Source organism: Sphingobacterium sp. B16(2022) (assembly GCF_012030425.1).
Taxonomy (GTDB): domain Bacteria; phylum Bacteroidota; class Bacteroidia; order Sphingobacteriales; family Sphingobacteriaceae; genus Sphingobacterium; species Sphingobacterium anhuiense.
Map to the genome: position 1 here is coordinate 783,687 of NZ_JAAUVN010000002.1, position 20,498 is coordinate 804,184.

Here is a 20,498-nt window from a genome sequence, read left to right on the forward strand (position 1 = left end):
ATGGATATCTCGATTAAAAATTATCATATATTAACCTATTTGATAACGAAATTTAAATCAGTGGAGCACCTTGTAATACGTCAACAGATAGATGTTGTATTTAGTTTTGCTAAACATTTTGTGTTTTTTAATATGTAATTGACTGTTTATTAATATAAAATTTACATTAGAGTTTACTTATGTTAAATTTTTGTTTATAAATTTGAAATTAATCCATGTTGTTTTTTGTATGCTATTTACATCTTTAAGTGGAATGATTTAATAATGGGAAGAACTACAATTAATGGCAATTAACGTAATTAAAGAACCAAATATTTATGATGAAAATGAAAAAAATTATCGCAATTAATTTATTGTTGATTTTGACCACTGTTTGTACAGCGCTAGCTGGTGGACCTAAAAGTAAGCGAATAGTAATGATCGCATTGGACGGAATTTCTGTCGAAGGATTCAAGCAGGCACATACACCAAATCTTGATGCTTTAATGGCAGAAGGAGCATTATCGATGACTACTAGGGGGGTCATGCCTTCCGTAACCCTTCCAAATTGGACCAGTCATCTTACTGGAAGTGGGCCAGAACAGCACGGAGTAGTAGATAATGGCTGGCAGATCGATAAATTTAAGTTACCGGCAGTGGTAAAAGATGCTCAGGGCTATTACCCTTCTGTATTTACCGTTGTCAAAGAACAAATGCCAAATGTTAAAACTGCCTTTTACTATAACTGGATTAATCTCTTCTACCCGCATAATCAGAAAAATTTTGATGAAGTTAGCTACTTAAAAGATGATGCCTATATTGAAAATTACGATAAAGCATTTAATTTTATTGTGAAAAATAAGAAAGATCCAACCCTTGTATTCCTTTACTCAGTACATACCGATCATGCCGGGCATAGTCATAAATGGATGTCTCCAGAATACATCAAATCGATTGAAGAAGCTGACGTGCAAATAGGCATATTTTTAGAGAAAATGAAAAAAGAAGGTCTATATGAGGGCACCAATTTTATGTTCTTATCAGATCATGGTGGTATTGAATATGGACATGGCGGTGTAAGTGTCGATGAGATGATCGTACCATGGGGAGTTATAGGACCAAAAATTAAGAAAGGATTAAAAATTGAAGAACCTAACAATACGGTAAATACGGCAGCTATGATCTTGCATTTGTTTGGACTTAAAAAGCCCTTAGCGTGGACAGGGGAAGTGCTGGAATCTGTGTTTAAATAGAGAAATAGTTATAGTGATGAAAGCCAGTCAAAGGAAATCCATTTTCTTTAACTGGCTTTTTTTGATGTTTATGTTAAATGGGCATGTTTTAATGTCAACATAGCACTAATAGATGGTAAAATAGTGTCTTTTACTTTTAGTGGAAAGCGCTATTTTAGAAGTAATTGGAGAAACACTATATGAATAAAATATTGGGCCAGGCGATTCTTTTTTTGATGGTATTCTTTGTAACGGTTGGTCATGGAGCACTTGCGCAGACAATTCAAGCAAATGAGCATGGCCTACAACCCAATACATTTGTAGATGTATCTGCTGCGATGCAACAGGTGTTAAAGCAGTGTAAAGATAAAAAAGCGAAGAAACTTGTCTTACAACCGGGACGTTATGATTTTTGGCCTGAGAAAGCTGCGCAAAGAAAATTATATATTACCAATAGTTCCTCAGAAACAGAATGGCCAGATAAAACCAAACATATCGGAATGTTAATAGAAGATATGCATGATCTGGTGGTAGAAGGAAATGGTGCCGAATTTGTATTCTATGGTAAAATGACTACATTTTCCATTATCCGAAGTCAGAATATTCGTTTGCAGGATCTGACTATTACCTTTGAACGACCTACGATGTCCGAAATGACCATAAAAGAAGTAGGTGCAGGATATCTGGTCGCTCAAGTAAATCCCACATCGACCTACACGCTCAAGAATAATAAGTTATTTTGGTATGGGGAGGGTTGGACACCCGGAGACCATTTACACACGATGATGGTAGATACGGCACAGGGGATAAGTCTTTATAGTAAATATGAACCATTAGCCAAGGCCAGAGTAAAAGAAATAGCACCCAATATTTTGCGTTTTGAGGGGGAACTAAAGGCTGATTATAAAGTTGGGGGTATATTAAGTATGCGTAATACTGTTCGGGACGAAGTTGGGGGATTTATCTATCGGTCTAAAAACATCAAACTCTTTAATCTCACCATGAACTATATGCATGGCATTGGTATTACCTCTCAGTTTTCCGAAAATCTGGATTATGAACAAGTAAAAGTCGTGCCCGTTAAAGGAAGGTCTATTGCTGCTTTTGCTGACGGGATGCAGTTTTCGGGTTGCAAAGGGAAGATCAAAGTTTCCAACTGTCATTTTAAAGGCCTGCATGATGATCCGATCAATGTTCACGGAACATATCTACAGATCGCTGAAATTGTATCTCCGAAAGAATTAATAGTCGAATTTAAACATCATCAATCTTACGGCTTTGATGCTTTTACACTTCATGATACGATTAGTATTGTGAGTAGAGAGGCTATACAACCATTGGGACAGTTAACGGTTACAGGTATTGAAACATTATCTTTAACTAAAATTCGATTGAAATTGAATGGTAGTATACCTACAAATACAAAAATTGGCGATGCCGTTGAAAACTTAACATGGACGCCCGAAGTCGATATTCGTAACAGTCGATTTGAACGGACTAATGCAAGGGGGATATTGGTAACAACTCCACGTAAGGTACATATTGAAGGTAATATATTTTACCGGACAGGGATGCACGGTATTTTGATCGCAGGAGATGTGAACAGCTGGTTTGAGTCAGGGGCTGTTAGCGATGTGACCATTAAAAATAATTCATTTGTTGAATGTGGCTACAATCTACCTGGATTTAATTATGCAATCGCCATCCTTCCTGAAAACAAAGTGCAGCTAAAAGGACATTATGTTCACCGTAATATAAACATTCTTGACAATGACTTTAAGGTTTTTTCTCCTTATGTGTTACGGGCAAAAAGTGTTGATGGTCTTCAATTTGAAAGAAATCGGATAGCAGTTAGTACTTCTAATTTTCCTTTAGCTGTAGATTCAAACCAGACTATTCCAGCCATCGTATTGGATAACTGCCAGCATGTGGTGATCAAAAATAATACAGCGACAGCAGGAGATGATTTGTCACTAGGTATCCATAATATGAGTAAAAGTGATGTTAAGACAGATCTTAAAATACGTTAATAAGAATAGGATCCAGTTTGTAAAATATTTAGGCAATTGTGATTGAATGTAAATGTGTGGGTTGTTTATTTTGTAGAAACAATATTAATGCAACTATTGTATTTTATGAACTGTATGCCAAAGGAAATACACTATAAAAAGCAAAGCGGGCTGAAATAATTCCAGCCCGCTTTGCTTTTTATAAATTTTATCTTATTTAAGACTATCAACCTGCGTAGCATCTAATGCTTCAGTAATCCTTTTATAAGTGCCTGCTAGCGATCCGCCACCCGAGCAGTAATAATTTAAAACTCCATCATCTTCAGATTTTTCTGGTGCTATCGTTAAAGAAGTACCATCGAAAGTAAATAATACATTCTTTCCTTGAAGTGAGGCCTGATAAACTCCCTCTTTAATTTTGGTTGCATTTTTATCAAGTGTACAAGTCGGTTTTTTCTTGTCAGCACGAGATCTCACCTGTATCGTGATACTGCTGTCCTGTTCGCTTTTAATCGTGACACCAACCCAGTCAAATCCCTCTCTTCTTTTATCATATTCAGCAGTTACATAATTACCGTCTATGGTTAATGCAGGAGCCGTTTCAGTCGCTGCTGCCGGTGCTTGGGTTTTGGAAGTTGGTTGATTGCAGCTACTGAGTGTCAAAAGGAAAAATCCGGACACAATCATGCTTTTTAGAATATACATTTGAAGTGATTTTATAGTTGCTTTAGTATAGCAAAAGGCCGACCAAACTACGTCTAAATGAAAAAAAATTAAAATTCGCTAACCTTCTTGACTACCAATTTTCGGGAAGCCTCTCCATCTTTTAGTTCATACTCGATTTGACGTGTTTTACCTGTTGGTTTTGCATTTGTATCACGATCTTTATATATCGGGAAACGCTGTGCCAGAGATGTTTCTACCATAGCGAACTCATCATGCCCTTGATAACCTTGATTTATCTTAGCGTTTTCAGATACTGAGGGAAAGAATATTGTACTCATCGATTTACCGTTATTAACGGAATAGCCAATTACATTTCCATAACTTCCACTGCCATGAGATTGCGTATAAATAAGTAATTCTGGATATCCATCGCTATTCATATCTTCTATTTCTGCATTTAAAACTGTCTCTCCAGTGATATCATGAGTTACGATTTGGTTGTCAACACTAAGACCGGCAGGAGTAATACTTAATTGTTCTTTTCCATCTTTGTTGATACTTTGTATATCGAAAGTGATACCTTGAAGACTTAAAGTTTTTTGATAGGAGGTTTTATCTATTTGCGTTGGATCCAGTGCTTCAGCATTTTTCTTGTATGTTCCAGCTAAAGATCCTCCACCTGAACAGTAGAAATTTAATACTGCTGCATCAGCAGGATTTTCTGGTGTAATCGTCAAACTAGTTGCATCAAATGCAAATAATACTGCTTTCCCTTCTAAAGTTGCTCTGTATGTATTATCTTTTGTTTTCGTTGCTTTCGCATCAAGTGTACAAGTCGGTTTTTTATTGTCGGCACGGGACCTAACCTGTATCGTAATGCTGCTGTCCTGTTCGCTTTTAATAGTAACACCAACCCAGTCAAATCCCTCCGCTCTTTTATCATATTCAGCAGTAACATAATTGCCATCAATGGTTAATGTTGGTGCCGTTTCGGACGGTGCTGCCGGGGCTTGGGTTTTGGAAGTTGGTTGATTACAGCTGTTAAGTGTCAAAAGGAAAAATCCGGACACAATCATGCTTTTTAGAATATACATTTGATGTGATTTTATAGTTACTTTAATATAGCAAAAGGCCGACCAAACTGATGTATAAATGAAGAAACATAGAAATATCATGATTTTAAAATTCCCTGTAGCCTGTATTATTGAAGATCGGATAATATAGCATTATAACGGGTTAATATAGTTTCATTTAATTGTTTTCTATCCGACTAACTTTATCCTGATTATCAATGATTGCCTGAGATAAAAAAATGATTGATGGTATCTGCCATAATGTTACAAATTTTCTTACGCTCAAGTAGAAATTATAAACGATTTAAAATTTAGCATTCAAAATAAATTATGATCAATAAGAAAAACATCCTCGTGTTGATGCTTTTAGCGATAGGTTCCTATACCTTTGGGCAATCAAAGGTACATGTGCCGGCATCATCTGCACAGCCTAGCAAATATCAGTTGGAGCAAATCAAGCGTAAATATGGCATGTTCGTGCATTTTGGTATCAATACTTTTCATAATGAGGAATGGACAGATGGATCAAAACCAGCCTCCTCTTATAGTCCAACCACAATCGACGCGAAGCAGTGGGTAGCTACAGCCAAAAATTCGGGAATGAAATATATTATCCTAGTTGCCAAACATCATGATGGTTTCTGTCTTTGGGATAGTAAATATACGGAGTATGATGTTGCCAATTCTGGTAATAAAACAAATGTTGTAGCAGCTATAGCTAAAGAGTGTGAGGAACAAGGTATCCGTTTAGGACTTTATTATTCACTATGGGACCGGAAAGAAAATGGAGATGTAAAGAATGTTAAAGCAGACTTTGCCTACAATAAATATATGCTGAACCAAATCAATGAACTACTGGAGCTGGCGCAGAAACATACTAAAGTGGTCGAGTTATGGTTAGATGGAGGTTGGGAAAAAGAAAATTACCGTTGGCCTATTCAGCAACTTTATTCAAATGTAAAAGAGCGTGCGCCGCAATGTCAAGTAGGAGTTAATTGGACCATCGGTTCTCCAAAAAATGTTGACCAGCATCCTGTACTTCCAAATGACCAGCAGGAGTACTTCCCGATCCGTTATTTTCCGAGTGATTTCCGCTTAGGGGATCCCTATCTTCCTAAAGATCCAGATCCAAAATTATTTGTTAACCAAGGGCAGGTTTATTATATGCCGTTTGAAACAACAGTAGTTTTGGGAAAAAGATGGTTTTACCATACGGATGATAATACGCCTCGTCCTGTTGCAGAACTAGCCGATCTATATCATAAAGCAACTGCCCAGGATAATATTTTGATTCTAAACGTAGGTCCAAATCGTGAAGGTCGTGTCAAAGATACTGACGTTGATGTACTGCAAAAACTAAAAGTAAATCTAGGGTTTTAATAACATATTTTATCTAACCAAAGGAATTGACATCATCAAAGAAGGGACATAGCGACTACTATGGGTCTTCTTTGATGATGTTTTTTTATAGCATCGTATATTACCTAAGGCAGACTTTCCATTTTGAAATTAGAAAATTTACCTATTCCGGAAAACATAAGATTGGCACCTAAGATATTGCCGATTGAGTTTTCATAATGGGTTTGAAATACTTTTTGACCTTCAATATATAGCGTAACCACTTTGTTGATAATAGTGAGCTTAATATGTCCTCCATTAGAAAGATTATGTCCTAAGGTCCGTAAATCTTCAGATTTGCCACTTTTATACTTCTCCGAAAACTTGTATGAGCTCCATGCCGTACATTCGGGTTTCATAAGTGATAATTCGTGCCGGTCTTTTTCTCCATATAACGTAATATCCACCTGAGAACACCTTACTCCGGGTCTTTCTTTAGAAGTTGTAATGAAAGCCTCCAGCATCATATTATCGCCAGATATTGCTGTTGGTTGCATGTTTGCATAATGTGTGAAAAAAGTACGTACGGTATCAACTCCAGCGGTTAATATTTGGTGAATACTAAGGTTAGGGGGAATCTGCCGATTAATACTTTTGGGTAATAAAATTGGATAAACACGGGTGGTGTCATATTGGATCTGAGCAGTAGCCTCCCAACCATCAGTAGCTAAAAAAACTCTTGCTGTATCGATTATTCTATTTTTATAATATAGTATAGGAAAATAAACTCCAGGTAATTCGTAGTAATGTATTAAAGTGCTGTCTGAAAATCTAGACCGGCCCCGTTTTCCATCTTTAAATTCAATTTCGTAGTCTGATAAACGGATATGTTCATCGTCTTTTGGTATAAGTTTAAATATTGCCGAGTGTGGGGTATGGCCCTCCGGATTCAGACATTTCAAATAAACAGCTGGATTTTTTTCACTTCTTGGCCACCATGTCCAAACAGCAGTCAGCAGTACGAGAGCAACTAAACACGCAAAAATAAAGAGACGATTAACACCTGTTTTTTTTGATGGACTTATTTCATTTGTTTTCGTTTCAGGAGCTATTCTATTATCGGCAACTTCCAAAGGTTCGAAAGTTTCTTTAGCATTTTGGACTTTCTCAAACTCCTGCCAATCCCGGAATCCGACAAATGCAGCAAGAGCGTCTCTTGTCGCTTTTTGTGGATAATAACGTTCAGTCGTTTTGAGTTTTCCAAAGATTCTTTTTAACGTGTTTTCACTGATCAGTACTTTCGTTTCCCGCCTCAGCTGTGCACTCAATTGAACATAATCACTATTCTTCCATAGTTCACTTTTCGTCTTTCCAAATTTGGAAGCAACCTCTTGACAACAAAGCTCCAACAATCTGAAGTCATTACCAATTTTGTCTTGTCCAAAGTTGTTTTTACTCATGATTAATTTATTGGTAATAAGGATATTAAGTTGTTGTTAATAATGGTTTTTGTTTGTACAGAAATGGCTTCCTTAATCAGGATAATCTTAATTAATTTTGCTCGTAGGATGATCGTTCCATGCGTTATATCCTGATTAGTACAAACCAAATATAAGAATTAAAAACTTTTATTATAAGCCACTTTAATACATGAATCACTCAATGACTGAATTAACGAAAAATCGAATCGTTTCTTGGAAGAATAAGGTAACTTTTGCTTTAATCTTTTCAGGTGCACTGGTTTATCAAAATGCACATGCGCAACAAAAACAAAGCTATAAATCTGTAAGTGGTATTTATCCACATTTGGCGATGTATAACGAAGAAGGGGAGGCTGGTACTGGAGCTGTTATGCCATGGGCTGGTAAGCTTTGGGCGATTACTTATGGGCCTCATTTACCGCACGGATCTTCAGATAAATTGTATGAAATTGATGCCAACCTCAATCAGAATGTTCGTAAAGAAAGCATTGGCGGTACTCCTGCCAATCGCATGATCCATAAAGAAAGCAAGCAACTTTTTATGGGCCCCTATGCCATCAGCGGAACAGGTGAAGTACGAGTTATCCCAAATAAAGAAATGCCCGGCCGGCTTACAGGAAATGCACGTCACTTGACAGATCCTGCCAATAAGATCTTCTACGGTACTATGGAGGAAGGATTTTACGAGGTCGATGTAAAGAGCTTAAATGTGAAATGGCTCTATTCAGATACCAATCTAAAACCCTCTGACAGGCGCAATGTTCCAACAGCAAACTTACCCGGGTATCACGGCAAAGGATTGTATTCTGGGCAAGGCGTATTGGTTTATAGTAATAATGGCGAATATGGAGATAAAGCGCTTACACAATTTGATACACCTTCTGGAAGTTTATCAGAATGGGATGGAACTAATTGGAAAGTTATCCGTCGAAATCAGTTCGTTGAAGTGACAGGACCTGGAGGTGTGGAAGGAAATGCAAATCCACAGACAGATGCTATATGGGCAACAGGTTGGGACCATAAATCTATTTTGCTAGGTGTAAGAGGAGCGGGACAATGGACCTTTTTTAGATTGCCAAAAGCAAGCCGTAGTTACGATGGTGCTCATGGTTGGAATACCGAGTGGCCTCGTATTCGTAATGTCGGAAAAGAAGGACAGAACGATTATATCATGACTATGCACGGTATGTTCTGGTCATTCCCGGGGACATTTACTAATAACACGACAGCAGGAATACGTCCTAAGTCAGCTTATCTAAAAGTAATTGGTGATTTCACAAGATGGAACGATAAACTTGTCTTTGGTACCGACGACTCTGCACAAAAGGAATTTTTAAATAAAAGAAAAGCAAAGGGAAACTTGGAAGGACCTGGGCAGTCACATTCCAATCTTTGGTTTACCGATCGCAGTACGATTGATCATTTAGGACCAAACGCCTCAGAAGGTTCAGTATGGCAACAGGACGATGTAAAAGCTGGCGTGTACTCCGATCCGATGTTGTTCGTAGGCTGGAGCAGCCGTTCATCATGGATGCACAACCACAGTGATAAGTCTATTGTACTGACGGCAGAGGTCGATCTGAACGGGGATGGTAAATGGTCTAAAATAGGAGAATATCCCCTAAGAGCAGGTGAAACGCTTCATAAATCTTTCTCCTCAAAAGAGCAGGGCGAGTGGATTCGTCTCAAATCAGACCAAGATGCTCAGTTAAGTGTGCATTTTAACTATCACGATGCAGATAAGCGTGAAACAAAAGCGGATAAAATATTTACAGGTATATCTACAGATAGAGAGTTTTCCGGTGGTCTTTTGTACAGTTTGGGGCAAAATCGCAGAAGTTTAGGCTTATTAGCATACGATTATAATCATAAGGGACAGAAGGAGAAAGTCGGCTATTATGAAATGGATGATAAATTCAATTTAGTTCCAAAATCGGATGCAAAAACGGAACAGTTAATCGAAACAAAGTACAGCATCCCACAGCAGGTTGTCAATATTGAACCATCATCGGCTTTGATAGTCGATGACAAAGGACGCCGTTGGAGACTGCCGTTAGGAGACGATTCATTTACATCATTGACCAATGATGGAGCACTGCGGATCTGTAGAGAAGTTGCAACCGAGCGCGATTTGTTTAATCTGCACGGTACATTTTATGAACTTCCTGCTGAAAATGCAGATGGATATGCAAAAATACGTCCTGTATCATCACACAATCTGAAAATCAATGATTACGCTTCTTATCGCGGTATGCTGATCATGACGGGGTTAGATCTGGAAAAAGCAAAATCCAATTCAGAGCACATCTTTGTTTCAACTGATAAAAAAGCTGCGGTATGGGCAGGTGCCATTGATGATCTTTTGAAGTTGGGTAAACCAAAAGGGCATGGCGGGCCTTGGTACAAAACTGCCGTTCAAAAAGGAACTTCTTCAGATCCTTACCTGATTGGTTTTTATGACCATAAATCATTAGCGCTCTCGCATAATGCAAAGGGAACTGTCAATATAACATTAGAGGTTGACCCTGGTGGAGATGATAATTGGATGACTTTTAAAACACTAGCGGTGAAAAATGGACAGACACTCAAATTTGATTTTCCGAAAGACTTCCAAGCAAGATGGATCCGCTTTGTAAGTGATCAAAATTGTGAGGCGACAGCTTTGTTAGATTATAAATAATATGCATAATTCTATTTTCAGTTATAGGAAGATTATCATCCTGTAACTGAGAATATGGATTAAAACAAAATTTATTAATATCCGTAACATATTAAATGGCTTAAGATCACTTAAATCTATTTATATAAGACTATTACTATTTGCAAGTGCTTACGTATTTTATGGTCTTTTTATATCATAAAAGATTTTATGACCTAAAAAAGAAAATAGTACACCGACAACAGATTTGCTGACGGACAAGATTATTTTGTGTTCAATAAAAACTTTCTTTTAGTGACTTCCTAGAAACGATATATTCTTGGATATTAATTATTCTTCCGGATTGTCCGAAACTTTTTCATATTCTAATGTTCCGGTTTTGTCATTGCTGATCACCCTTTTTTTAGCATCGAATTGATCTACTTTGAAAGTTATAGAAATGATGCTGATTTTAATTGTAAGTGATTTATTGTCATCAGAAAGTTTCCATTTTCCTTTACGGGAATTTTCTCCGCTAACTCCTTTAAATGTTCCCCCTTCCATAAATATTTGGTAGGTTTCTTTTGGATTTGTCACGACACCATTTTTAGTCTCTTTGACAAGTTTCCATTTTCCGATGAGCTCTTTTGAGGTTTGACTATAGCTTAATAAGCTAGTCAAACAAAGAATAAGTGTAAGTAAAGTTTTCATAGATTGCATAAATTGTATAGGCAATTTAAGATTTTTACTTTAATTTTCTTATATGAATCTTAATATATTTGAATAAGATATCATTTAGTTTTTCCTGGTAACTGTATGATTTACAGTATTTTACAGTTGTGAAATGAAAAATTGAAACTGCAGTTTATTTCCCCTTAAGTGCAGCTCATGGAAAATAAAGAAAAGAAACACTTCAAAGGTAATGTTAGAGTGTTTTAAACATCAGCTTATGTCAGCTCTGTGTTTGCTTTTGAGCTTAAAACCATTTATTTGTCCAAGATTAGGTATCTTGCAAGGAAATTTTAAGTGAGAAAATTGTGACGCATCAAGAACGGACAAGTAAAATCAGAAAAGAGATAATTGAGTCTTATAAAGCATTAAAATCTAAATATCCTTTGCTAAAATACCAAAATGCGATCGGACTCAGCATTTTTTTGCTCTGTGTGGGCGTGAGTCTACTGTTGGGATATCTGTGGTATATTGATGTTGTTCCAGCTTGGATCTTAATCGTAGTAAATGCATTTTTGTTTGGCGTTTTGCATGAATTGGAACATGATTTAATTCATTACATGTACTTTAAAGGTAATAAAGCCATTCATAATGTGATGTTATTTTCTGTATGGATCTTAAGACCTCTTACTTTAAATCCTTGGTTTAGGCGCACACTGCATTTACATCACCATCGTTTTTCGGGTACCTTACATGATGTCGAAGAAAGAGGTGTTACTAATGGTGAAAAATGGACATTGAAACGTCTTTTGTTTACTCCGGATTTGGTTTTAGGAAATTTACTTCGCGTCAGAGGATTATTCTCTGATATTAAACGTGAAGTAGACAATGGCAATTTGAAATTTGAAACTGCTCATAAACTTAAACTGTGCGGTGTCTTTGGATTAATTCCTCTGACCATCGTTTCACATCTAATTTTGTATTTCTTTGGTGCAGATTTATTACTTGACTTTTTAAATCGAAAATTTGAAATAGGCTTCGTTTTTCCAGCAATGATTAAATCAATATTAAGTTGGTGTAGTCCTATTATTTATATTATCCTATTACCAAATTTATTGCGCCAGTTCTGTCTCCATTTTATCACTTCAAATTTACATTATTTTGGAGATGTAGAAAAAGGAAACGTAATCGAACAGACGCAGATACTAACCGTTTGGTGGACTTATCCATTTCAGATATTCTGTTTCTTTTTCGGATGGACACATGGTATTCATCATTTTGTCGTTAATGAATCGTTCTATGTAAGGCATATCGCCCGTAAAAAAGCACATGAAATCATGAAAGCACATGGTGTCCGTTTTAATGATATGGGAACATTTAGAAGAGCAAATCGTTTTAATGAAATAAGTTAGCTTTTATAAGTCTATGAATTGCGAATGAAATTGATTGATGGCGCTTGGATGTAGGTCTTATTACTATCTTCCTGTGCCATTATCTTCCTTGAAGCAAACCACTCGATGTCGCTTTCTCTTTCGCTTCTTTTAACTTTTCTTTTTCATTTTTATAATTTTTTTTTAACTTTTCGAGACGTATTTTCTTTTCGCTTTTGCTTAAATAATGATCAGCCTCAATAAGTTTTTTGTCGGCATCATAACGATTTTCCAATTTTTCTAATGCCTCATCTGCCTTGTCGGTCACATTATCTTTAATGGAGGCTCGTTCATCACCATATTTTTCCAACCAGGTTTTTTGTTGTTCTGCAGTTAATATGTTAAAAATTTCGTTCTTATGTTGCAATGCAAGTTCGCGTTTCTTTTGTCCCTTTTGATAGCCAGATAAAGATGAATTGCGACCAATTGCTTCAAACTTAGACGCTGTGCTTTTATTTATCGCATTAATTTTTTCTTCCTGTTGAGGAGTTAGTCCGAGTTCTTGATCATGTTCCAGACTATCGGTGTATATAGCCGTACTTTCATTTTTTGCTCCATTTTGTTGCGCGCAAGCACTAAAACTGAGGGTGAAAAGAGAGATACCTGTTAATAGAATAAGTTTCATCATATTAATTTGTTGAATTTAAGTACGTTGAAAATCGTGCCAGACATCCCTAATTTAATCTTCAGTTAATACAGTTTGCAGTGATGGCGCATAGCATGCAAAGAAATGTTATGGGGGGTTAGCAAAAGTGGAATCAGTAAATTTTACAAATCAAACTCAAAATACCGTAAAATAGAAAGCCCAACTTTTGCTCATCTTTGTATTGTCCTTTCGATAGTAGATATTTAAGTAGGACGGAAAACAAAAAGGTAGATTTCAAGATTTAATCTACAAACACTATGCATATATGAAAAATTTTAAAATTATATTTTTAGGATTGACGGCCATGACAACAGTCGTAGCTTGTAACAATCCCGGAAATAGTACAACAGAAACCATGACAGCACAACAAGACTCGATTCACAATCACGATCATACTTATGCCTGTACTATGCACCCTGAAGTAACAGGACATAAAGGTGAAAAATGTACCAAATGTGGTATGGAATTACAGCCTATTCATAAGGAGGATGAGGCTAAGTTGGCGGTTAGTATTTTAGCTTCGCCGCGGCCTATAGAAGCCGGAAAACAAACAGCGCTGTCGATTTCGATCAAGGAAAATGAAAAAAATGTTGCACTTGAGGAGGTACATGAAATGAAAATGCATCTCTTGGTTGTAAATGAAGATTTATCTTGGTTTGATCATATTCATCCCGAAGAACAGCAGGATGGTAGTTATAGTGTGAAAGAAATATTTCCTGCCGCAGGCAACTACCTGCTGTTTACAGATTACAAACCTAAGGGATTGGCTGGAGAAGTTACGATGAAGAAACTTGAAGTAACAGGTAATGTGGCTACCAGTTCTTTTAAATTGAATCCAAAAGCAGTTTCAACAACAGCAGGATATACCGTTACTTTGATTAATGCTAATGATCTAAAAACAAATCAGACACAGGATCTGCAATTCTCAGTCGAAAAGAATGGCAAGAAACTCGTGGAAAGCGATTTTCAAAATTATTTAGGAGCAACGGCTCATATTGTTATGATCGGAGCAAAAGATAAAGATTTCCTTCATAGCCATCCGGTATCAGACAAGCGCTTTCCGATATATGCGCAAACCAATATTAAAAAAGCGGGAGTATACCGCATGTGGGCGCAGTTTAAAATTGAGGGACAAGTGCACACGGCAGATTTTACAGTCGACGTAGCCCAGGGAGCGAAAGGTACTGATGAAGGAAAGCATCATGGACACCAGCATTAAATGATTATAAATAATTAATGTAAGAACGCCTAACTTTTTAATTAAAGTTAGGCGTTCCTGTATTATTTTTTATTTTGCGAATAATTATCTGGATTGAGATAAGATCTACAGTGCAATAACATTTTCGAAAACAAAAGAGATCATGATATTTACGCTATTTTATGATTACATTTCAGCACTAACATTATCTTTTTTTTTGTTCATTTTTGCTTCGAGATAAGGATTGTGATACTGTTTGTAAAACAATTTCTTGTCATCTCTATAGCTAGATATAGCGCCCAGTTTATGCATTAATTTGATGTAATACCAAGCGAGATCTACCTGATGAGGTTTAAAACCACTTCGTGCACTTTTAGGAAATAAATGGTGATTATTATGCCATTCTCCTGCCACAATTCCGGGCCATACCTGGTTGATAGATTTGTCATTCACACTGAAATCTGTGCCTTCCTTTTGTTTATCTTCTCCTTTGGCATGACCTTCATAGTTAAAAGTACGGACACCAATTCCCCAGAAAGCTGCCGCACCAAACAAACTGCAAGCAAGTGGATGACCGCCTATTAGGAAAAATACAGTGTACCAAAATGCCCAGTTTAATAATGATGATACTATAGCATAAACAGGAGGTACATATGATCCCCATTTTTTATATTGATGATAAGAGTTCGCTGGTACACCCGTATGTGACATCAGGGATTTAACTCTGTTATAATCCTGCTCATTCAGGTTCTTAGATATCGGCTGGTGATTGACATCTGCAAGAAAACAGTATAAAAACCCAGCTTGGGCATTATAAGGATCACCTGGTTGATCTGATTTGGCATGATGTACGTGGTGTGATATGACATATATTTCTTCTGGAATAACACTGATTGTGAGATTTTGCGTAACAAACCGCCAAAAAGGATTTTTAAACTTATAGGCTCCATGCGTACAATAGCGGTGGTGCCAGATCGTTCCGTGGGTACCCATGATGATCATACTGTATACGAAGGCGGCCAAAACTGTCCACCAAGTTAGGTAATTCGTTAAAAAAATAAAGAAAAATGGAATGAGGCAGGCGATTTTGAGCCAGCTAAAAAAAGGTAGCCAGTTTCTGCGGTCTTTGAAGATGTTAAGTCTTTTAAAGAATTCACTGATGATCTCTTTGTTGCTTGGTTTAATTAGTTTACCCGTCTCGTCTTGCCACCCGTAGGAAGGCGGTTGCAGTACATAATCTAAAAATGACATGTTAATTTAATTTTTTCAGTGTGTATTATTTACAATATCATATCGAATCAACCGCAATAATAATAAATCTTAAAAATTTATGCAATAGAAAAATAATTATGATTAGAAGCGGATGATGAACTTCATTTATAGGGTAATAATACAGCTTAGGTGGTGTAATGAATAGAAGGAATATGATTTGGCAATTGATCAGGAATATAAAGTAAATGCCATTCTAGTCCTTTTATGTAAAGGTTTTGGATTGGAGGGTACATGTTAAAAAAATGTAGTTAATTAGCAAAATTGCTAATCACTACATCAAAAATACCGAGAATTAGTATAATTCCCGAATTCTTTTATCTTGCTATACGCACATTAAATGCGTTAACACCTTTTTGACCATTTTCTACTTCGTAAGTAACTTTTTCGTTTTCGCGGATATCATCCATTAAACCTGTTGAATGTACAAATACATCCTGACCACCGTTTGCTGGTGTAATAAAACCGAAACCTTTAGTAACGTTAAAGAATTTTACTGTTCCTTCTTGCATTATATTATTGTTTTTATTATAAATTATTTAATTCTGAACTGCTGTAAAAGACATAATATATGACTTTCAGAAGTTAATCGATCTGCTAGAAAGAAAAAGGATGTGTGTAAATTGAAGGTTGATCGGAGTCAAGCTCTAAGAGTACTGCGCACTTTTTATGAATAACAAAAATTAGCAATTGAGAGAAGTAGACATACAATGTAGGGAAAATCTACTATTTTTAGTACCGCAATCATGCTTGATTCTAAGACAAAGATAAGTGTAAATTATTTAAAATCAAAATATTTTTTTCAAAATTTATCAATTTTATTTTCAGTAAAATATTAAAACTGTAACTCAAATTAATGAATACTCAAAGGTTATAGAGTCAGAACCTGTAAAATGCTAATATACCAGTCCACTTTCACCAATTCCGATCCAGGCATATATGGTATTCTCTTTTATGAAAGGATTATTGTTTTAATTCAGATTTTTCAGCTAAACCTTTTCTGTCATTACCAATTTAGAGATCAATTCATCATATTCTATGGAACGAGTCCGATATCTACGGAAGTGATTTTTTTATCGAATTGAAAAACCATTGTGAAAGGCTTATGAGGTTTACGCTCATAAGCCTTTTATTATTAGTTCCTTTTTATAATTAATTAGTAAAGCCCCAATTCAGCTATAGCGGCATCGCCTGTCCCATCCCAAGAGGATTTAAGAATAATTTTAAATGATTTTACGCTATGCTCGCTGTTGAAGTGGAAGTATTGCGGGCCTTGGCTATATATCTTTTGAAACACGCCTGCTGAAGTAAAGTTTGTACCATCATCACTTACCTGTACCTCAAAGTTCTTACTATGTCTATAAGCTCCAGGGCGAGCGTATAAGATTAACATCATGGGTGTCGTATATACTAATACGTATAAAATATAATCTGAGTTTAAATTTCTCCAGATCTGTTATTGCATAAAACTCATCACTTTCATTTTACATAAAATTTTAAAAACTTAATTCTTTCACTGACCTTTTCAATCCAATACCTAGACATAAGTTCATGTCCAAATACAGTCGGGTGAATACCATCCCAGATCCAATAATTTACGGGCATCTTTTTGATGGCTTGATCAAAAATCAATTTGTAGTCCAGTAAAATAGCATCAAATTCATTAGCTAGCTTTTTAATAACTTGACATTGTTGAGATACCCCTTTCTCATACAAGTCCCAGTTATTTTTAATATTACTAATAGGATAAACAAACGGAAGACCTAAAACAAGAAGAACTTCGGGATTACTTCTACGGGCTTTCTGAAGTAGAAATCTATACTCTTGTTCAAAATCTGCTAAAATAGATTCTCCTTTCAAAGTATTTACGGAGAAAATCACATCGTTAATACCAACTAATATACTTAATACATCTGGTTTAAGAGCTATTGTATCCTCTTCCCATCTTTTCAAAAGATCGGAAACTTTATTACCACTTATTCCTCTGTTATAAAATTCAAATCCTTGATCAGGAAAATCGGCGCCAATTCTACTCGATACGGAATAGGCATAACCATGTCCCATAATATGATTAGGATCAAGACTACGTCCCCTGTTTCCATCTGTAATAGAATCCCCCTGAAATAAAAAAACTAAATTCTTAACTTTAGCCCTTAAGTTATCGTCAAGCCGGACATTAGCAGGAAATAAAGTAGACGGATAGCAAATTGTTCCTGTTATTAATGCGAGACTATTGTTAATAAAAGTTCTTCTGGATGTAAAAATTTTGTTCATACAATACAATTGTTAATTTCTATTTTTTTTCATTAAAATGATTCAGTAGTGTCCTAAACGTTTAGAAAGTAGCGTTGTTTTAATACAGCAAAGGTTCGATATTTAAATCGCAAAATTTTCACACACCTCCACTGTAAATTTAAACGTTTTTAATCAGATTTTATCTCTTACAGACCGCGAATAATCAAAGATTTGGTTGCAATCATTCGTTCCACCCTGGTAACCATTAATAATACCCTAAAAGTAATTAATGTTAAGCATAGAGTAAGTGCGTGATAACCTATTCCTGCTGTCATTCCAATTGCTGCAGAAGTCCAGATTACAGCAGCAGTCGTCATACCACGAATAGAAATTTTGTCTTAAAAAACTACACCTGCCCCAATAAATCCAATACCTGTAATAATATTTGCCGAAATTCGGTCATCAGTACCTGCACTATGCTGTGAAATTATAGTGAAAATTGTCGAGCCCAGTGAAATTAGAATTATTGTTCTAAAGGCGGCAGACTCATTTTTGTATCCCGCTCAAAGCCAATGACTCCTCTACATATGATAGAAATAACTATTGCTATCATGTCTTTAATTTCTACTGTAAAATCCATTAGTAAATCTTCTTATATTTATTGCTTCTTTTAACTGTTTTGGCTGATTTTGTTAAGGTTTCTTTCTCTACTACTAAGTTCATATTCTGCCGGAAAGTAGGGGAGATATTTTGTGGTAATGATTGCGGAGTATTTATACAGTTTAAGATGCAATCTTCATAGATAATTGTAATACTTCAGACCAACTGTTTTGGAAGTATTGGATTGCTTTCTCCTTATATTCTGGATTTTCTCTTACTGAAATTATTTTCATTTTATCTGCCATTATTATAAAAAGTTCATCTTATTTAAACTTCACAAATCCACGATGTATTAGATCTACTTAATTTTTAGCATGGTAATCTCATTGCTCTCTACCTTAACCTTTTTATTCTTACTCATAATTCCCCGGTTTTTATAATTGTTCGTAAGTGCTACTTTTTGTTTTGGATTCAGCAACATACAATTAAAGAGGTTTTAAAAATTCAGGATGGTAGATTTTCTTGAAACTCTTCAGTAACCTCCATTATATTAATGCTATTTACTTTTTTCTTCTGTTATTTGCTTCTCTATTGTATTCTTTAATCTGTTCCAAATTATGTAAATATTCCTCTTCGCTATTAATTCTTACATCTGGGAATCTAAGAGTACATAGAAAGCCTAAATCTTCTCCTAAGGTTAGTTCTAACTTTGTGATTTCCTCAATTTTAATATTTTCATCCTCTTGAAAAATTAAATAGTCAATTCTACTTGATTTTAAGCATGAATTTTGAACAACTTCTTTTTTTGGAAGAATTTCGAATTGATGTCTATCTTTTAATATTTCACCCATTTTTGTGAGTTTAGGTGAATAGTTAATACTTCTTATTTCATCAAAATATTCTTCTCCAAAAATTTCTGTTAGAAAGGATTCGTGTTGTTTTTTTAGCAATATTTTTAGCGTTAAGAATTCCTTACATGTAAAATTTGGATGTTTTTTATGTTTCATATCCGAAAGTTTAGGAACTTCGATATTAGTCCAAGCACTAATTTCAGATAATAAGTACTTTGAATTTTTAATAATATTTGAAAGGTTAGTTTTCCAGATCATATTTTACACTTATTATTTTTTTAATTATACCAAAGATAAGTGTTACTTATCTTTGGTATAATTAATAGCGATAAAGTAGGGTGTAACCCTAACTTAGCGATGTTACTCATGAACGAAAACGACCAAAATTCCACATGAGATAATCGTGAGTTCGCCATTTCTATTAGATTTTTATATCTTAGTGATATAGTCTAATAGGGCGGACTTCATGTCAGTCTTTTGTGGAAAATAATCTTTGGATTATTGGTGCTTGGTCGTGCCTCGTTCAAAAGCATTGAAGTTCGCCCTATTGGTTTTAGGCCAAATTGACTACTTCAATGTTTGATTAGCTTCGTTCACATAAACTTTAAAATTATGATTAAACGAAAAGTAACCATTCACAGAACCACTCTAAACCTGATCAAGGATCAAGGTTATCGGTTTGCCCATTGCAATCTTATAAAGAACGTCATTTGCGCTCCCCAATAAGAGCCTACAATAAACATATAGTCCAATAGGAGAGAGTTAGCTCTAGCCAAATCCAAAGGCGCGTTTGCTGTAAAAAGTATGGCGTAATGGCCCGACCTTGATACTGAAAAAACGGAAATGGAAGAGGGTTGAAGCAAATAAGCTGTTATTCCCTAAAAGACATATGTTACCGACTTTTATTCTATTGGTATACAATTGCTTGTTCCAACAAAAAGAGGATCGGAGGCCTACTTTTCATTTTGCACCTTAAAAGTACGACGTTTCTCTTAGTAAAGCAAATAATTGTCATTACAATTTTATCGTGATACACTAATATTTTAATAGTCGGTTTTTGTTCTTTATCTAAATTATGCAATAGCGATGACCAGTTATAATCCTTGATGTAGACCAATAATTGCATTTTTTCTAAACTTATTTTTTAACTATTGAAGTTGAACAGGGAGTCTATTGTCTAATTT

At 35.6% G+C, this 20,498-nt stretch carries 16 protein-coding genes and 1 pseudogene; 6 read left to right on the forward strand and 11 right to left on the reverse strand.

All coding sequences use genetic code 11. From position 1 onward, the window contains the following. The first annotated feature begins 326 nt into the window (after positions 1 to 326). Positions 327 to 1,232, forward strand: a complete 906-nt coding sequence (locus HCX49_RS13540; protein WP_206368459.1) for an alkaline phosphatase family protein — start codon at positions 327 to 329, stop codon at positions 1,230 to 1,232. A gap of 179 nt (positions 1,233 to 1,411) precedes the next feature. After that, complete coding sequence (locus HCX49_RS13545; protein WP_168127373.1) at positions 1,412 to 3,241, forward strand: right-handed parallel beta-helix repeat-containing protein; 1,830 nt, start codon at positions 1,412 to 1,414, stop codon at positions 3,239 to 3,241. 192 nt (positions 3,242 to 3,433) lie between these two features. Here HCX49_RS13545 and HCX49_RS13550 read toward each other — a convergent pair whose 3' ends face one another. Further along, the gene (locus HCX49_RS13550; protein ID WP_132841976.1) at positions 3,434 to 3,925 is read right to left on the reverse strand and encodes a hypothetical protein; all 492 of its coding nucleotides are present in this window, start codon (positions 3,923 to 3,925) and stop codon (positions 3,434 to 3,436) included. 68 nt (positions 3,926 to 3,993) lie between these two features. Beyond that, positions 3,994 to 4,980, reverse strand: coding sequence for a PliI family lysozyme inhibitor of I-type lysozyme (locus HCX49_RS13555; protein WP_132841978.1), 987 nt, complete (start codon positions 4,978 to 4,980; stop codon positions 3,994 to 3,996). Between the two features lie 309 nt (positions 4,981 to 5,289). Here HCX49_RS13555 and HCX49_RS13560 point away from each other — a divergent pair, with 309 nt between their 5' ends. Further along, a complete protein-coding gene (locus HCX49_RS13560; RefSeq protein ID WP_168127374.1) occupies positions 5,290 to 6,339 on the forward strand; it encodes an alpha-L-fucosidase in 1,050 nt (349 codons plus the stop codon). Positions 6,340 to 6,443: 104 nt separating this feature from the next. Here the strand turns inward: HCX49_RS13560 and HCX49_RS13565 are convergent, their stop codons facing one another. Continuing rightward, entirely contained in the window at positions 6,444 to 7,757 is a 1,314-nt protein-coding gene (locus HCX49_RS13565; protein WP_168127375.1) for a hypothetical protein, read from the reverse strand. Positions 7,758 to 7,947: 190 nt separating this feature from the next. Between HCX49_RS13565 and HCX49_RS13570 the strand changes: the two genes are divergently transcribed. Next, complete coding sequence (locus HCX49_RS13570) at positions 7,948 to 10,458, forward strand: hypothetical protein (RefSeq protein WP_206368461.1); 2,511 nt, start codon at positions 7,948 to 7,950, stop codon at positions 10,456 to 10,458. 309 nt (positions 10,459 to 10,767) lie between these two features. On the opposite strand, the gene HCX49_RS13575 is transcribed toward HCX49_RS13570, so the two are convergent. After that, the gene (locus HCX49_RS13575; RefSeq protein ID WP_168127376.1) at positions 10,768 to 11,127 is read right to left on the reverse strand and encodes a lipocalin-like domain-containing protein; all 360 of its coding nucleotides are present in this window, start codon (positions 11,125 to 11,127) and stop codon (positions 10,768 to 10,770) included. Positions 11,128 to 11,453: 326 nt separating this feature from the next. Here HCX49_RS13575 and HCX49_RS13580 point away from each other — a divergent pair, with 326 nt between their 5' ends. After that, positions 11,454 to 12,497: a fatty acid desaturase gene (locus HCX49_RS13580; protein WP_168127377.1), complete on the forward strand. Its 1,044-nt coding sequence runs from the start codon at positions 11,454 to 11,456 to the stop codon at positions 12,495 to 12,497. 79 nt (positions 12,498 to 12,576) lie between these two features. Here HCX49_RS13580 and HCX49_RS13585 read toward each other — a convergent pair whose 3' ends face one another. Then, positions 12,577 to 13,143: a hypothetical protein gene (locus HCX49_RS13585; protein WP_168127378.1), complete on the reverse strand. Its 567-nt coding sequence runs from the start codon at positions 13,141 to 13,143 to the stop codon at positions 12,577 to 12,579. Positions 13,144 to 13,426: 283 nt separating this feature from the next. Between HCX49_RS13585 and HCX49_RS13590 the strand changes: the two genes are divergently transcribed. After that, the gene (locus HCX49_RS13590; protein ID WP_237682800.1) at positions 13,427 to 14,380 is read left to right on the forward strand and encodes a heavy metal-binding domain-containing protein; all 954 of its coding nucleotides are present in this window, start codon (positions 13,427 to 13,429) and stop codon (positions 14,378 to 14,380) included. Between the two features lie 165 nt (positions 14,381 to 14,545). On the opposite strand, the gene HCX49_RS13595 is transcribed toward HCX49_RS13590, so the two are convergent. The 6 genes and pseudogenes from HCX49_RS13595 to HCX49_RS13625 all read right to left on the reverse strand — a co-directional run bounded on the left by HCX49_RS13595 (position 14,546) and on the right by HCX49_RS13625 (position 19,572). After that, the gene (locus HCX49_RS13595) at positions 14,546 to 15,610 is read right to left on the reverse strand and encodes a fatty acid desaturase (protein WP_168127379.1); all 1,065 of its coding nucleotides are present in this window, start codon (positions 15,608 to 15,610) and stop codon (positions 14,546 to 14,548) included. A 335-nt stretch (positions 15,611 to 15,945) separates the two neighbouring features. After that, positions 15,946 to 16,140, reverse strand: a complete 195-nt coding sequence (locus HCX49_RS13600; protein WP_132841998.1) for a cold-shock protein — start codon at positions 16,138 to 16,140, stop codon at positions 15,946 to 15,948. A 644-nt stretch (positions 16,141 to 16,784) separates the two neighbouring features. After that, the gene (locus tag HCX49_RS13605; RefSeq protein WP_168127380.1) at positions 16,785 to 17,024 is read right to left on the reverse strand and encodes a discoidin domain-containing protein; all 240 of its coding nucleotides are present in this window, start codon (positions 17,022 to 17,024) and stop codon (positions 16,785 to 16,787) included. Between the two features lie 83 nt (positions 17,025 to 17,107). Continuing rightward, positions 17,108 to 17,902 (reverse strand): SGNH/GDSL hydrolase family protein, encoded by a 795-nt coding sequence (locus tag HCX49_RS13610; protein WP_168127381.1) that lies wholly within the window; start codon positions 17,900 to 17,902, stop codon positions 17,108 to 17,110. Positions 17,903 to 18,069: 167 nt separating this feature from the next. Beyond that, a pseudogene (locus HCX49_RS25840) lies at positions 18,070 to 18,408 on the reverse strand (MgtC/SapB family protein); the annotation flags it as partial. 615 nt (positions 18,409 to 19,023) lie between these two features. Next, positions 19,024 to 19,572: a hypothetical protein gene (locus tag HCX49_RS13625; protein WP_168127383.1), complete on the reverse strand. Its 549-nt coding sequence runs from the start codon at positions 19,570 to 19,572 to the stop codon at positions 19,024 to 19,026. Positions 19,573 to 20,498 lie beyond the last annotated feature (926 nt).